This window comes from Desulfonatronum parangueonense, assembly GCF_054656975.1.
Genome location: NZ_BAAHXH010000002.1, coordinates 51,619 through 65,458, shown reverse-complemented (window position 1 = coordinate 65,458; position 13,840 = coordinate 51,619). Strand labels below are relative to the sequence as shown.

Annotated in this window: 12 protein-coding genes; 9 read left to right on the top strand and 3 right to left on the bottom strand. The window is 56.9% G+C overall.

Annotated elements, in window-relative coordinates:
- Window positions 1-412 precede the first annotated feature (412 nt).
- The 7 genes from ACYQ15_RS00445 to ACYQ15_RS00415 all read left to right on the top strand — a co-directional run bounded on the left by ACYQ15_RS00445 (window position 413) and on the right by ACYQ15_RS00415 (window position 8,859).
- Window positions 413-3,118: a PD-(D/E)XK nuclease family protein gene (locus ACYQ15_RS00445; protein ID WP_459935576.1), complete on the top strand. Its 2,706-nt coding sequence runs from the start codon at window positions 413-415 to the stop codon at window positions 3,116-3,118.
- Entirely contained in the window at window positions 3,115-6,273 is a 3,159-nt protein-coding gene (locus ACYQ15_RS00440) for a UvrD-helicase domain-containing protein (RefSeq protein WP_459935575.1), read from the top strand. The genes ACYQ15_RS00445 and ACYQ15_RS00440 overlap by 4 nt, the downstream gene beginning before the upstream one ends.
- 18 nt (window positions 6,274-6,291) lie before the next feature.
- On the top strand, window positions 6,292-6,543 hold the full coding sequence (locus ACYQ15_RS00435; protein WP_459935574.1) for a hypothetical protein: 252 nt from the start codon (window positions 6,292-6,294) through the stop codon (window positions 6,541-6,543).
- Window positions 6,544-6,891 carry a peroxiredoxin family protein gene (locus tag ACYQ15_RS00430; protein ID WP_459935573.1) on the top strand — a complete coding sequence of 116 codons (348 nt, stop codon included), beginning with the start codon at window positions 6,544-6,546 and terminating at the stop codon, window positions 6,889-6,891.
- A 56-nt stretch (window positions 6,892-6,947) separates the two neighbouring features.
- Window positions 6,948-7,076, top strand: coding sequence for a hypothetical protein (locus ACYQ15_RS00425; RefSeq protein WP_459935572.1), 129 nt, complete (start codon window positions 6,948-6,950; stop codon window positions 7,074-7,076).
- Window positions 7,077-7,169: 93 nt separating this feature from the next.
- Window positions 7,170-7,652 (top strand): ribose 5-phosphate isomerase B, encoded by a 483-nt coding sequence (gene rpiB, locus ACYQ15_RS00420; RefSeq protein ID WP_459935571.1) that lies wholly within the window; start codon window positions 7,170-7,172, stop codon window positions 7,650-7,652.
- 658 nt (window positions 7,653-8,310) lie between these two features.
- On the top strand, window positions 8,311-8,859 hold the full coding sequence (locus ACYQ15_RS00415) for a flavodoxin family protein (RefSeq protein ID WP_459935570.1): 549 nt from the start codon (window positions 8,311-8,313) through the stop codon (window positions 8,857-8,859).
- Window positions 8,860-9,023: 164 nt separating this feature from the next.
- On the opposite strand, the gene ACYQ15_RS00410 is transcribed toward ACYQ15_RS00415, so the two are convergent.
- The 3 genes from ACYQ15_RS00410 to ACYQ15_RS00400 form a co-directional block, all read right to left on the bottom strand.
- A complete protein-coding gene (locus ACYQ15_RS00410) occupies window positions 9,024-9,857 on the bottom strand; it encodes a formate dehydrogenase subunit gamma (RefSeq protein WP_459935569.1) in 834 nt (277 codons plus the stop codon).
- Window positions 9,847-10,515, bottom strand: coding sequence for a hypothetical protein (locus tag ACYQ15_RS00405; protein WP_459935568.1), 669 nt, complete (start codon window positions 10,513-10,515; stop codon window positions 9,847-9,849). Before ACYQ15_RS00405 ends, ACYQ15_RS00410 begins: the two co-directional genes overlap by 11 nt.
- A gap of 78 nt (window positions 10,516-10,593) precedes the next feature.
- On the bottom strand, window positions 10,594-11,910 hold the full coding sequence (locus tag ACYQ15_RS00400) for a cytochrome c3 family protein (protein WP_459935567.1): 1,317 nt from the start codon (window positions 11,908-11,910) through the stop codon (window positions 10,594-10,596).
- 662 nt (window positions 11,911-12,572) lie between these two features.
- On the opposite strand from ACYQ15_RS00400, the gene ACYQ15_RS00395 reads away from it, so the two are divergent.
- Window positions 12,573-12,956 (top strand): transposase domain-containing protein, encoded by a 384-nt coding sequence (locus tag ACYQ15_RS00395; RefSeq protein WP_459935566.1) that lies wholly within the window; start codon window positions 12,573-12,575, stop codon window positions 12,954-12,956.
- A gap of 86 nt (window positions 12,957-13,042) precedes the next feature.
- On the top strand, window positions 13,043-13,819 hold the full coding sequence (locus tag ACYQ15_RS00390; protein ID WP_459935565.1) for an ADP-ribosylglycohydrolase family protein: 777 nt from the start codon (window positions 13,043-13,045) through the stop codon (window positions 13,817-13,819).
- The last annotated feature ends 21 nt before the right edge of the window (window positions 13,820-13,840 follow it).

Sequence of the window (13,840 nt, the reverse complement as noted above, 5' to 3'; positions counted from 1 at the left end):
GGTCCGCTTCATACTGAGCCGAGTTGACTCCCTGCATGTCCACGATGGGGCGGTAGGTTGCGCAGCCGGTCAGCATCAAGAAAGAGATCATAATAATCGTGGCTTTTCGCATAACATCCTCCAGGGTTATGAAGATCTGTTTGTGGTATTGCCTCATCCGATTACGGCTTCCAGACGTACAGTTGAAAATGCCACGGTCTTTATTGACGGCATATGAAAACCATAGACCCATGCTGTTCCAGAAAATGGAACAACGGCAATATTTTTTTGTCCAATGGTTGCAGGATGATGAATAGTATTCCAAAAACGGAATTGTATGGCGAAATCTTTGTTGGACTTTTCTTGAGGAAAGATACATCAAACAGTTATTTGATCATTCCGGACATCTATAAACCCTTGCCTGGAGGCGTTGATGCAAATTGTCCTTGGCCATGGCTTTGACACAGGCTCGTATCCTGACGCGCTGGAAGACAGTGAGGCAGTGGTCGAAAAAGTTGTCGTCGGTCCGACGGGGTTGCTTTCGATCCTGGAAATCAGGCTCGGGCTGAAAGGTCCTTCGGTTCACCCCGCAGTGCGCATCGGCCAGTATCTGGCTCGACTCCGGGTGGCGGACAACGGGCAGCGGTTCTACTCCAGATCCTTTGAAACGGATGCCTGGGCCACGGCCAATGAACTGCTGGGTTGGCGGGATGCTCTCGTCTTTGGCGGGTGGAACGGGAGGCCCATTCACGGAATGTCCGGTCGCCTCGCGGATCTGGCGGATGTTGAAAGCCTGGGCCAGCCGGAGCTTGCTCCTGGACTTGGCGAACGATTGAAGAGCATTGAGGCGGCCCTTTTCGGAGCCACGGCAGTACAGCTCGGCATCAGCAGTCTGACACTGGCCGAACCGGAGCAAGAATGGCCCGAGCCATGGCTAAACCTTTTTCAGTCCCTCAGCCTGGCCGGGGTAGCCCGTACCGTACTGGAGCCAAATTTTCCGGATGCTCCCGGCGATCTGGGGTCTTTGCAGCGGGCCTTTCATGCCAATTCCGGCACGGGAGGAACAGTTGCCGGCGACGGCAGTCTGCTGCTCATTGCGGGACAAACCGAGGCGGAAGCCGCCGAGGCACTGGCGGAGTGGCTGGCGGCGGACAGTGAGGCCAACAAGGACGTGCTGATTATCAAGGGCATGGGGAGCAGGCTGCTGGATGAGGCCTTGCATGCCAGGGGGCTGCCCCGCCTGGGCAGCGACTCGGGGTCCCGGTGGCGGGCCGCGTTGCAGGTGCTGCTCCTGGCACTCAAGAACGCCTGGCTGCCGGTAAATCCGCAACTGCTTCTGGAAATCCTGACATCGCCCAGTTCGCCTGTTCCAAGGTGGGCCGGGCGGCATTTCATCCAAGCTCTGCAAAGTCACCCCGGAATCGGCGGCGAACTGTGGATCAAGGCCAGGGAAACGGCCTTGGAAGAGATGCAAGCTCGCCTGGAGCAGGAAAAATTGGCCCCGGCCAAGGCCGCGAAGAAAATGCGGGAGTTTCAGGCCAATCTGGATTTTTGGCTTGGCGGGCGGCGTCATGATCCGCAAACCGGCATGCCTGCCAAGGAAGCGCGAAGGATCTGCGCCGAAGTGGCCCGTTTGGCGGCCTCCAGGGGCGGACACTCGGGAGATCCGCTGCTGGTCGCGGCCATGAGCCAGGCCATGAATCTGGATGAGGCCATCAAGGCCTCCAACCTGGAACAGATCACCCGGCCCCAACTGAAGCGCATGGTTGACGAAGTGCTTCAATTCTCAGGGACGACTCCCGGCATGGAAGCCGAGGCAGCCTCGTGGCGCAGCGTGAAGTATCCGGGCCAGGTCTGGTCGCCGGCAAAGACCATCGTCTGGTGGCGGTTCCTGGATCAGGCGCAGTCCCGCGCCCCGCATATCTGGACCCGGGCCGAGCAGAAGGCCTTGGCGGACGCCGGGGTGCTTCTCGAGGATATGAACCAGCAACGGTTCCGGCAAGCCAGATCCTGGAGACGCCCGGTGATTTTGGCCGAACAGCAACTGATCCTGGTCATGCACCGGACTGAGGCCGCGGACAAGACGGCCATGCACCCTCTGTGGGATGAGATCAAGCAGGCTGTCGCTCCTGAAGAGGCGGACGAACGAATCATTACCGTGGAGGCCGGGCTCTTGCGCACTCGTGAAAGCTTGAACTTCCTTGAGCCGGGCTCCAGATTGATCCGCAGGAGAAAGCTTGCTCCTCTGCCGCTGCCGCAGCCCAGACCCGACTGGGACATCCCCGCGAACACGATCAGCTTTCGGGCACGCGAATCCGCATCCAGTCTGGAGATGCTGCTGGGCTGCCCTTTGGCGTGGGTGCTGAACTATCCCGCCAAAATCAGAATGGGGGCGCTGCTTTCCCTGCCCAAGGAGGCGCAGTTGACAGGCATCCTGGCCCATGCGGTGGTTGAACGCCTCTTCAAGTCCACAGGCCGGTGCGACCCGGCATTGTCGCTCAAACAAGCCGAACTGATTTATGAACAGCTTTTGCCGGAAATTGCCGCCGGGCTCCTCCAGGACGGGCAGGCCGTGGAGCGCCAGCGCAACTGCGAACAAATCTCCCATGCGGCAGCTGCCCTGGCCAGCCTGCTTGATCAGTGCTGCCTGACGGTGGAAGGTTCGGAAGTTTTCGTTACCAAGGCCAGCAGTGAGCTGAACACGGAGTTCGGCGGTTTTCTGGATCTGGTCCTGAAGAACGACAATGGGGAGAAGGTCATTCTTGACCTGAAGTGGAGCAAGACCAGCAAGTATAAACGCGAGGAACTCCAATCCGGTCTGGCGCTGCAACTTGCCGCCTATGCCTGGCTGCTCGGAGAGACCGGCAAGCCGCTTCCCGCGGGATACTACATGCTGTCCCAGGCGGAATTGCTGACTTCGGACACCACCTGCTTTCCGGGTCAGACAGCGGTTGAAGGACCACCCTTGTCCGATGTCTGGACATCCCTTGTTTCGCAGATCCGTGCCGCCATGACCACACTGGAAAATGGTCAGGCCCTGGCTCCTGGAGCCGAGCCTGACGCCGATCCGAAGCTCAAGTCCTGCACATTTTGCCGCTACACAAGCCTGTGCGGCGCACGCCGGGAGGTGGAAGCATGAACAGCGCCATCGAGATCGTCAGCGCCAGCGCGGGGTCTGGAAAGACATACCATCTGACCCATGAACTGCAAAAAGCCATTGAAAACGATGTCCGGCCCGAGGCGGTTCTGGCCACCACATTCACCAAGAAGGCCGCTTCCGAACTCACTCAGCGGGTCCGCCGGCTGCTGCTTGGCAGCAACTGGGAAGCGGCTCAAGGCGTTCTGGACGGCTATGTGGGCACGGTCAATTCCGTTTGCGGCAGGCTACTGCGGGATTTCGCCTTTGAAGCAGGATTGAGTCCGGATCAGGAACTGATCCCGGAGGACGACGAAATGTCCGTATTCAAGGCCGCTGCTGACCCTGTCCTGGAACGGCATGCCGTCATTCTGACGCCCCTGGCCGAAAGGCTGAGCCTGGAGGATTGGACCAAGGTCGTGCGCAGCGTGATCACCCAGGCCAGGGCCAATGTACTGTCTGAGACCGATCTGGCGAGTTGCGCGGACAGGTCCTGGCAGGGGCTCAAGAACGTCTTGCCCGAGCCGCTTGGCGACAATCAGGAGACACAACTCGATGATGAGTTGCATCGCTGCGTGGCTACGTGCGTGACGCAACTCGAGAGCGGATGCGATGCCACGAAAACGACCAAAGGCGTATTGGACTTCCTGAAGGCAGTCCAAGCCAGGATCAATGCCAAAGGCCGGCTGACCTGGTGGGACTGGGCCAAACTCTCCAAGCTCAAGCCGGCCAAGGCCGGCGAAAGCACTGTCGCGCCCGTCATTCAGGCCGCCTCCATGCACGAATGCCACCCCAGGCTGCACCGGGATCTGGAACAATACATCAGGGCAATCTTCGCCTGTGCCGGCGAGGCCATGCAGGCCTTTGCCGATTACAAGCGCAGCGAAGGGCTGATCGACTATGTGGATCAGGAATCCCTGACTTATCAACTTCTGGATGATCAGGAAGTGCGCAAGCGACTGGCTGAATTCCTGGACATCGTTTTCGTGGATGAATTCCAGGACACCAGCCCCATCGAGCTTGCCGTGTTCCTGAAGCTGGCGCAGTGCGTGGACCGGTCCGTTTGGGTCGGGGACCAGAAACAGGCCGTCTACGGTTTTCGAGGCACGGACCCCCTGCTCATGGACGCTGCCGTGAAAAAGCTCCTGGATGCCGGACGTCCGCTCATACTCGAGGAAAACTGGCGCTCCCGTCCGGCTCTTGTGGAGTTCACGAATCATGTTTTTTTCCCGGCCTTCGAAGCCAAGGGTTTTTCAGCGGACCGGGTCCGCCTGAACCCGGTGCGTGCGGCGAATCCTGAACAGGCGCCGGCCCTGGAAGTCTGGAATCTGGACAGCAAGAAGCTGGATCATGACTATGCTTGTATCGCATCAGGCGTGGCGGCGCTATTGGCCGAGCCGGAGCAATACATTGTCGAGGACCCGTCGACCAAGACCTTGCGACCCTTGCGCGGTGGGGACATTGCCGTGCTCTGCCGCAAGAACGACGTCTGTCTGGAAGTGGCGAACGCACTGGAGCGGCTGGGTGTCCGCGCTGCCACCAAGCGCTGGGGGCTTCTGGATACGCCGGAAGCAATTTATGCCATGGCAGCACTGCGTTATCTGGTAGACCCCAGAGACACCCTGGCCGTTGCCGAGTTGCTGCACTTCAGCGGTGAGCAGGACTGGCTGAACCGCTGGCTGACAGAGGAGAACTTCTGGAAAGAGTGTTCCCCGGTCTCGGACCTGAATGATCTGCGGCAAATGCTCCCGAAGTTGACTCCCTGGGAAACGCTGGACTTGGCCATTTCGGCATCCAGGGCGGAAACCATTGCTTGCCGTTGGGGAAGGGTCGAGGTCCGGCTGGCCAATCTGGACGCTCTGCGTGGACTGGCCAAGGGGTATGAAGACATCTGCATGGCCAGGCGCACCCCGGCCACTGCCGCGGGCCTGGTGACCTACCTCGTTCTTGAGGTGAAAAAGAGTCCTCTGGATCTTCAAGGCCAAGGCGTGGACGAACATGCGGTGAACGTGATCACCTATCACAAATCCAAAGGATTGGAGTGGCCATTTGTGGTTTTGGCTGAACTGAACTGGTCGCGGGAAGTCAATCCGTTCAATGTCAGCGTGACGCCCAACGAGCAAGGCTTTGACCCGCTCGCTCCCCTGGATGGGCGTTGGATCAGGTACTGGCCCTGGCCCTACGGCAAGCAAAGCAAGAATGTCGGCCTGGATCAGCGGGTGGAAGGATGCGCGGAATCGATCCAGGCTCAGAACGAATTCTGGGCCGAGGAGGCCAGACTGATGTACGTGGGCATGACCAGGGCCAGGGACTATCTGGCATTGGCGATCCGGGACGGCAAGAGCAATACGGCCTGGCTGGATATCCTCAAGGACAGTGAGGGCAATCTCATCCTGGATTGCTCTGACGAACAGAAGAGGTCCATTCGTTGCCCCAACCAGGAGTTTCCGGCTACCTTCAAGAGTATTGCGCCTCTGACCGGACCTGCGCAAGACCGGCAGGACGCATGCTTTGGAGCCGAGCCGTTTCCCAAGCCCCTTCCCCAGCATCCCCCGGCCAGGTTCAGCCCAAGCGCCGCTGCTCCGGCGGACGAGGATCAGGCTCTGGTTCATGCACCGGAACGATTCGGCCTCCGCATCCCGGTTGCAGGCGAACCGGACGTCAACGCCATGGGCGAGGCAATTCATGGTTTTCTGGCTCAGGACAATCCCGCCCAAGACGCGGAAACCCGCAGAGCCAAGGCCAGTGAGATTTGCAAACGCTGGAACGTGGTCGGGATAGCGCCGGAAGATATTGTCGCTGCCAGCGAAAGGCTCATTGCCCACCTGACAAGCAGATTCGGACAGGGCGAAGCGCTCAGGGAGCACCCCATGCATCTGAAAGTGCAATCGGGTTCCGGCAACCAGACTGCCTCCGGGTGGATCGACTTGGTCTGGCAAACCCCGGACGGGTACGTGATCGTGGACCACAAGACCTACCTGGGCAAGCTGGACACGGTGCGGCAACACTGCGCCGCCTTCGTGCCGCAACTGAACCTCTACGCGGATTGTCTGGAAAAGGCCCTTGGCAAAAAGCCACTGGCTTTGCTGGTGCATCTGCCCATGATCGGAGTCATGGTGGAGATTGGGAGGAGGGAAACGACGCAACAAATCCTCTGAGACAAGCAGGAGGACGATATGTTCTTCGTCGAAGTGATTGCCTTGGCCATTGTCATGTATGTTTCTGGATTGTCTTTTTTGAGAAGTAGTGGAGTCCAGTGTGGCAACAGGAGGAGGTCAGCACCCCCCGGCAAAGCCGGGGGGTTACTGGATGCGGGGGATTTGTTTCCGGAAATGCATGTTCGACTGACATCCGGGGAGGTAATCGACGTCCCCGACTGGTTCAAGGGAGCATACGGCGTTTTTCTCGTCTATCGAGGCCACTGGTGAATGTTCTGTCGTCAGCAGTTGGCTGACTTTCAGGCATCCTTCGCGGCATTTCAGTCCGAAGGGATTCCGCTCCTGGCGGGGTCAGTGGATTCCTTGGACAGGGCCAATGACATCAAGGAGAAAGCGAACGTCATGTATCCCGTGGCCTACGGTCTGAGCGCGGAGGAGGTTTCCCGGGCAACAGGAGCCTATTTCGATTCCGAGAAGAAGTTCCTGCATGCAGCCGGCTTCATCATCGCTCCGGACAGAAAGGTCTCGTTGGGCTGTTACAGCAATGGCGCCATCGGCCGGCTAACCGCGAAGGACTCTCTGGCCCTGATCAGATATTTCAAGAAATCGGGTAGCTGAAGACAGGAGAGGGATCGTAACCACGCGGCACGGCACCGGCCTTGTCGTGGACGAGGATGGTCCTCTACCCGGGATTTGCCGCCGGGGACCAAGCTCTCCAAGCCATGCACAGCAACTTTCCCCAGGCCTTTACCCACCTAGCCCTGATCAGCGCGGCCGTGAACCTGGACAAGGAACTCGGTTGAAGGAGCTGAAGGTCATCAACGGCGCATTGGAACAAGTTTTTTTGCTCAAGCTGAGGAACGATCGTGACAGATTGCCGCACAAGGAGGTCGCGCATGGATATTCGGGAAAAGAAAAAGGCCATCGTTATCGGCTCTGACCATGCCGGTCTGGTCATGAAGGAGGAGATCTCGAACTTTTTGCGGGAGAGGCAATGGGAAGTTTTGGACGTGGGGACTCATGACGCGACTTCGGTCGACTATCCGGACATTGTCCGGGATGTCGCGGCGGCTTTGGTCGCAGGCTCCATGCACAAGGGCATTCTGATCTGCGGCAGCGGGGTTGGGGCGTCCATCGCGGCCAACAAGATTAGGGGGATCCGGGCAGGCTTGTGTCATGACACCTATTCCGCGCACCAGGGCGTGGAGCACGACAACATGAACGTGCTTTGCCTCGGCGCGCGGATCATCGGCGCGGAACTGGCCAAGGAACTCGTGACGGTTTTTCTTTCGGCCGTATTCTCCGGCGAGGAGCGCCATGTCCGGCGATTGGAAAAGATCGGTCGGCTGGAGATGAACGGGAGAGCATCAAATGCGTAACGATTCTCTCTTTAGTCTTGCTGGGCATCTTTCCTCTGGCTGGAAAAAGTACCCGGAACATCGCTCCGCGATTGAGCAATCAAGTTGCTCCCGCAGCCTGTCGCGAGCCGGCGGGAGCGAGTGTATTTCGATATCCTACTTGAGATCGCCAGGCGTTTCAGTTGAGAGATTTGAAACTGCTCAAAAAGATCGGGCGACGAGGTTTCCTGTCCCCATCGACGTGGAGTTTCGTCACCAGGCTACAAGGGCCGGATTCCAGCCGGACCTTTCCCCTTTGTGCGTTACACCGTTGCCGCACTGGGGTGCGGCGCTCCCGGGATTTATCCTTTTGATTGCCACAAGTTTTTGAGCAGTTACAGAGATTCTTCCAAAAACCTGATTCGAAAAAATTACGATACCATTCCCATGCCTGGGACTCGAGGGTTTCAAATTCGGCAGATTGCATGCGGCACTTTGAAACCTCAAGGACAAACAAGTAAATCAGGCTTCGAGGATAGGTCAGAAAGGCGGTGAACGTGATCCTTTCAATACACTCCAGCCCGCGGAAAGAAGGCAATCTGGAAAGGATGGTCATCCAGGCAGCCCAGGCTTCAGGCCATGAGCATGAATTGGTCCGGCTGGCAGACTTGTCAATTTCTCCCTGTACCGGTTGCGTGAAGTGCGCTCAGAGCAAGCGTTGCGGCAGAATGACGACATGCGTTCCCTCTACCCTTTATTTGAACGAATCGACGGTCTGATCATGGGGGGCGTGAATTACAACGGCCGGGTCAACTCCCTGGCGCACGTATTCATGGAACGCTTGTTTCCGCTCTATCACCAGGAGCCGATCTTCAGGAACATGCCCGCTGCGATCGTGGCGGTGGGTGGAGAATCTCCGGAAAAGGCGGCTCAGGACATGGCCGACTACTTGAAAAACATCTACTTCTGCAACGTCATCGGAGCGGCTCTTTTCACATCCGACACGCCTCCCTGCTTTTCCTGCGGCTTGGGGCCGAGATGTTCAGTCGGCATTCCGGCATTGACGTGGCGGGAAAAAGATTTTCGAGCGTTCACGCGGGTAACCAGGAATATGTTTTTGCGGTTCGAAGACAATCCGGATGCGGTTCTGGCCGTACGCCGCCTCGGTGAAACCCTGGCCAAAACCATTGCCGGGGAATGGTGCAGACCTCGCTCCGGCGGAGGGTTCTATCTTCCCTCTTCCGGCTGAATCGTCCGTTGAAGATGTGACGATTTTGTCGCTGACGCAGCTATGTTCAAACGGCATGGGTGTGCCGTTTTGACCTCTTGCTCGGCAGCCACCGCGGAATCCTCCCAACGTAAAAGAGCCTCCAAATCAAAAAATTGGAGGCTCTTGCTTACCAGAAAGGAGTGTTACCAGGTTATTCGCAGAGCATGCATCAATCCGCCGACCAGCAGGTATAGGCCGGAAAGCATCGCCGCATAGCCGACGACCAGAAAAACGGCCCGTTTGTATGCCGGGGCTTCCTCCACGATCATATGATCGATTTGTCCGGTACTTGTCAGGCGGGCGATCCAGGCTGGTCGTTCGTGCTTGGCGGCATGCAGATCCGCGCTGCCCTCGAAAATGGTTCGATCCATGGGGAAGGTTGTGCGCCGGAGATGGGCGATGAAAAAATGAATGATGAAAATATGGGCCATGGCCAGGATGGCTTCAATTCTGTGAATCCAGAAGGCCACATTCAGGCCCCAGCCCGGGATGTATTTGCTGGATGTCAGCGGATAGGCCAGCAACAAGCCGGTGACGCCAAGAATGACCATGCCCCAGAACACAGCCCAATAATCGAATTTTTCCCAATACCCCCAGCGATCTATCGGGGGGTGTTTCGATCCTCCAAAAATCCATCGCAGATGAAGAAAGAACTGTTTCATGTCGCTGAATCGCGGCATTAGAGAATCCGGACCGAACAAAGCGGAAGGAAACGGACGCCACTTCATCTTGAACAGCGCATAAATCACATGCACCAGAAAAGCGACGATCATGAAAATGCCCACATAGATATGCACGGTCAGGGATGCGTCGAATCCTCCGAAGAGATAACCTACACCTTGTCCCCAGCTTGTTTCATGATACATTCTGGCTAGGCCGGTGGCGGCCTGGATCAGAAAGGTGATCATGAGCACCAAATGAAACAGACGCTGGGTCAGGGTGAACCGTTTGATCCGAGTTTTTGCGTCATTGCTCATCCGGGGACCTCTCTTTCTTTATGAAGAGTTCTCGAATGCCCCAGAAGATGGTATGGGGCAGGAACAAAGCGAACGTGCCCACGGCAATGACGATCATGATCCAGAAGGCATAATACAGAACCGGCAGCACATCGGCTGTCGCGGCCCTGGCCGGATTGGGTTCATGAATCCTGTAAAGAGCAAAGGAAGGACCGGCCCCTTCATGGCACTGCGCGCAGACATGGGTATGCCTGCGAATGGGATTCAGCCGGGAAAAGAAATGCCTGCTGCTGGCGATGGGTTCCTGGCCATGGCATTGCCGGCAGGTGATGTTGTGTCTGACGAAATGGCGATTGTTCCCCGCTTCCTCAACATGGCAGGATACGCAACGACGCTGCTCGTAAAAGCGCAAACCTTGGTGTGCATCGCCCAGGAACAATCGGTTAACTGCCCGATTTTCTTCCTCAAATACCCTGCTGATGCCGCGTCCGCGAATATCCGGCGACTCGATCCGCCCTTCCATGCTTCGAGGACGAACTTCGTACTCCTCATAGATGCCCGTGCTCATTTCCGTGCTGCGATAGCGGTAATACCGTGAGGCCATCTCTTCCTGCCCGAATGATGATTCAGGCAGGAAGAACATCAGAATGAACAGGGGAAGGAAGCATTTTTTCCACATGATGTCTCCCCCGTTGTCTTGTTGCATCCGGATTATGATCATCCGGATGCAAACGATCTTGATTAGGCAGCCAACTTTCTATTCAGGCATGGCATACGGAACTTCTTCGTCAAGTTGACCAAACGTATCCTGGGTAACGGCCGGGATCATCCTCCCCTGAGGCTGGGGTAGTTGAGTCAGGATTTCGTACTTGCGCTGCAGTTCTTCCAGATCGTCGTCGCGGTGATAATGGCAGATCTGGCAGGAGTTGGGCAGATCGGGGTCGTTGATGGTGTCCATGGGAGCCCTGGCGTCAAACGTGTGGCTGCGGATGTCGTTGGGTTCGGCCGTGCTGGCAATGCGTGGCATGTGACAACCCAGGCAGTTGGCGAATGAATGGATGGAATGGGCCCGGTTGGCATTCGTCATGGTATGGCAGCTCAGACATTGGCTGGAACCGGCTTCCTTTGTCTGGAAGCGGGTCGGTGCGATGCCCAGACGATGCACGGCATGGCAGGACGTACAGGTTACGCCCTGTACGGCATGTTCGGACTGAATCCAGTCGATATACTGCTGATGGTGCGAGCGGGATGCGAAATCCGGGTAGAGGCGGCGCATGTCGGCCTTGTCGTAGGAGCTTTCATATATCGGCTCCAGGGTCATACCCGGAGTATAGCCCACGGGCCAACCGGCCTCCGGATAGTCCTCATGCTTGGAATTGCCGCGGGTGTGGCAGGACCCGCAGATCTGCACGGCAATGCCCGCTGTCATCTTGGCCGGATTGACGATGGTTTCACGCTTTTCGAATACCGCGGTCCGAGGAATGGCCGTGTGCCGGGAGCCAGGGCCGTGACAGGCCTCGCAACCGATGGACGTTTCGGCAAATTCGTACGCATCCAGATTGACTCCGGTGGCGTGACAGCCTCCGCAACGCACCAGCCAGTCGCGCTCGTCCCAGGCGTGTTCATAGTAGTTGACCCAGCGTCTTGTCTGGATGTTGTACTGCACCGGAGCGACATGGTAGACGCCGTCGATCTGCACGATGTATCGTTGCTTCCATTGCGTGCCGATCACATATAGAATTTCATCCCGGGTCGGTATGTAGATTTCGTCCACTGGGAGTTTGAGTCTGTCCTGAATCTTTTCCAGATCGGCCCGGATCAGTTCGGGGTTCATGTCCGCCACGATGGCGTGAGGATTTTCCCGCACGTCGATGAGCATGCGGCTGTGCAAGGTCATTTTCCAGGAATCATAATGTTCAAGGTGGCAATTGCGACAGGTTGTCGACCCGATAAAGGTCGCCGGAGCGTCCATGACCGCCTGCATGTCCACGGTCTCCTCCCTGCCGCAGGCCGTCAGGACCAGGGCTGTCGCCAACAACCCAATCAATGTCGTCATAATCTTGTTCCGTGTCATGCGGTCCTCCATTTCTCCGAATCGTAAAGTTGGTCAAATGCCCTGAAAACCAATGAACATTGCTCCGCCAGGTTCTTCGTTATTACCCATTATCGATCTGAATCATAAGATTCCATGCATTACTCTCACCCCCTTTGTTGTTTCAGCAGAAAATCCCCTGCCGAACTCCGAACACGGAACCCTGTGGCCTCCTCGAAAAAAGGCATTCACCCATGAGGAGGTGCGCGATCCTCATCTCGCACGAGGCCATCATCTCGTTCTCGTAGCCGCTACGAATCATACCAGGCTCTGCTGCTCCTGACCTGCGTGGGCCGACAGGGCAGGAAAACCAGCAGGAAAATTACAAGGAATTAAATCATAGCTATCATAAGTTAACGATTATGATTTGGTCTTGCTTTGCATAGGGGGAAAATACCGTATTTGGTATTCACCCATTGATTTATTGAAATCTACGGTATGGCAGTATCAGATAATCTCTCCGATCGTTTCCGGAAGTAGACGAGATCTGTTGGATCACACCGCTGCTAAGCCCTGGAAGAAGGCCTGGATGAGCAAGGAGAAGTCCGCGGAGATGGTAAGCTTGATCCCGCATGAGGCGATGCAAATCCTCAAGGAAGAGGCGTACGCGGCGAGGCTGGTAGACACTATCTTCGGACTATGTAATGGCCCTGGCTTTGTATATGCAATCCTCTTACCGTGAAGTTCTTCGGCGTTTGCTTGAGGGCGTTCAATGGTTGAGGGGAGAAGAGGTCAACCTGAAGATTACTGGGAAGTCGGGCATATCCCAAGCACGTACTCGTCTGGGAGTGGAGCCAATGAAGCGGTTGCATGACGAACTGGTCAAGCCGATTGCAACCGAAGCGACCCGCGGGGCTTGGTATCGATCGTGGCGCGTGGTCAGCATCGATGGGAGTTGCATGGACGTAGCGGACGAAAGCGTGAATGCTGAGGAGTTTGGTCGTCCTGCCTGTAAGATGCGCGTAGTGGCTGGCAACAGGAACGTTCGCTCTGGTTGCAGTCCAGCAGGTCTGACGCTTACGGCCTAGAAAATGGCCGCCGAAGCTTAAAAACCATCGCGCAGACAGGAATAATCCTACAAGGGGAATGACACCAACCAGGTTTGGAGGCAAACATGATCGGAGCCATAGCCGGAGACATCATCGGTTCGGTGTACGAGTGGAACAACATCAAGACCAAGGATTTTCAACTCTTTGCCCCATATGCCCACTTCACCGACGACACCGTCCTGACCGTGGCCCTGGCGGACAGCATCCTGACCGGTACTTCCTACGCAGTGAATCTGCGACGCTTTTACCACTGGTACCCCAGGGCCGGGTATGGCGGGAGTTTTCACCGATGGGCCAATGACCCTGATGCTGGACCTTACAACAGTTGGGGCAACGGCGCGGCCATGCGCATCAGTCCGGTGGGGAACGCGTTTGACGATCTGGAAACGGTCCTGGAAAAAGCCAGGGAGTTCACCGAGGTCACCCACAACCATCCTGAGGGCATCAAGGGCGGACAGGCGACAGCTGCAGCCATTTTTCTGGCCAGACAGGGGAAGTCCAGGGACGAGATCAGGGAGTTCGTGGAGCAGAGATTTGGGTATGACCTGAGCAGGCATGTGGACGAAATACGACCTGATTATGCTTTTGACGTCTCTTCCCAGGGCACGGTGCCCCAGGCCATCAGGGCATTCTACGATTCAACGGACTTTGAGGACGCCATCCGCACAGCCGTCTCTCTTGGCGGTGACAGCGACACTCTGACCTGCATCACCGGAGGTATAGCCCAGGCTTTTTATGGAGATGTCCCGGAAGATATCCAGGACACGGTAAACGAGATACTGGACGACAGACTGGGGGAGATTGTACGGCGGTTCATGGAGCAGTACGGTAGTGGGCGATAAGCAAGACCAAAAGCCTTTTGG

Excerpts from the sequence above, each read along its gene's own strand:
- ACYQ15_RS00445 (WP_459935576.1), top strand. The coding sequence starts at position 413 with ATGCAAATTGTCCTTGGCCATGGCTTTGACACAGGCTCGTATCCTGAC.
- ACYQ15_RS00440 (WP_459935575.1), top strand. The coding sequence starts at position 3,115 with ATGAACAGCGCCATCGAGATCGTCAGCGCCAGCGCGGGGTCTGGAAAG.
- ACYQ15_RS00435 (WP_459935574.1), top strand. The coding sequence starts at position 6,292 with ATGTTCTTCGTCGAAGTGATTGCCTTGGCCATTGTCATGTATGTTTCT.
- ACYQ15_RS00430 (WP_459935573.1), top strand. The coding sequence starts at position 6,544 with ATGTTCTGTCGTCAGCAGTTGGCTGACTTTCAGGCATCCTTCGCGGCA.
- ACYQ15_RS00425 (WP_459935572.1), top strand. The coding sequence starts at position 6,948 with ATGGTCCTCTACCCGGGATTTGCCGCCGGGGACCAAGCTCTCCAAGCC.
- rpiB (WP_459935571.1), top strand. The coding sequence starts at position 7,170 with ATGGATATTCGGGAAAAGAAAAAGGCCATCGTTATCGGCTCTGACCAT.
- ACYQ15_RS00410 (WP_459935569.1), bottom strand. The coding sequence starts at position 9,857 with ATGAGCAATGACGCAAAAACTCGGATCAAACGGTTCACCCTGACCCAG.
- ACYQ15_RS00405 (WP_459935568.1), bottom strand. The coding sequence starts at position 10,515 with ATGTGGAAAAAATGCTTCCTTCCCCTGTTCATTCTGATGTTCTTCCTG.
- ACYQ15_RS00400 (WP_459935567.1), bottom strand. The coding sequence starts at position 11,910 with ATGACACGGAACAAGATTATGACGACATTGATTGGGTTGTTGGCGACA.
- ACYQ15_RS00395 (WP_459935566.1), top strand. The coding sequence starts at position 12,573 with ATGGCCCTGGCTTTGTATATGCAATCCTCTTACCGTGAAGTTCTTCGG.
- ACYQ15_RS00390 (WP_459935565.1), top strand. The coding sequence starts at position 13,043 with ATGATCGGAGCCATAGCCGGAGACATCATCGGTTCGGTGTACGAGTGG.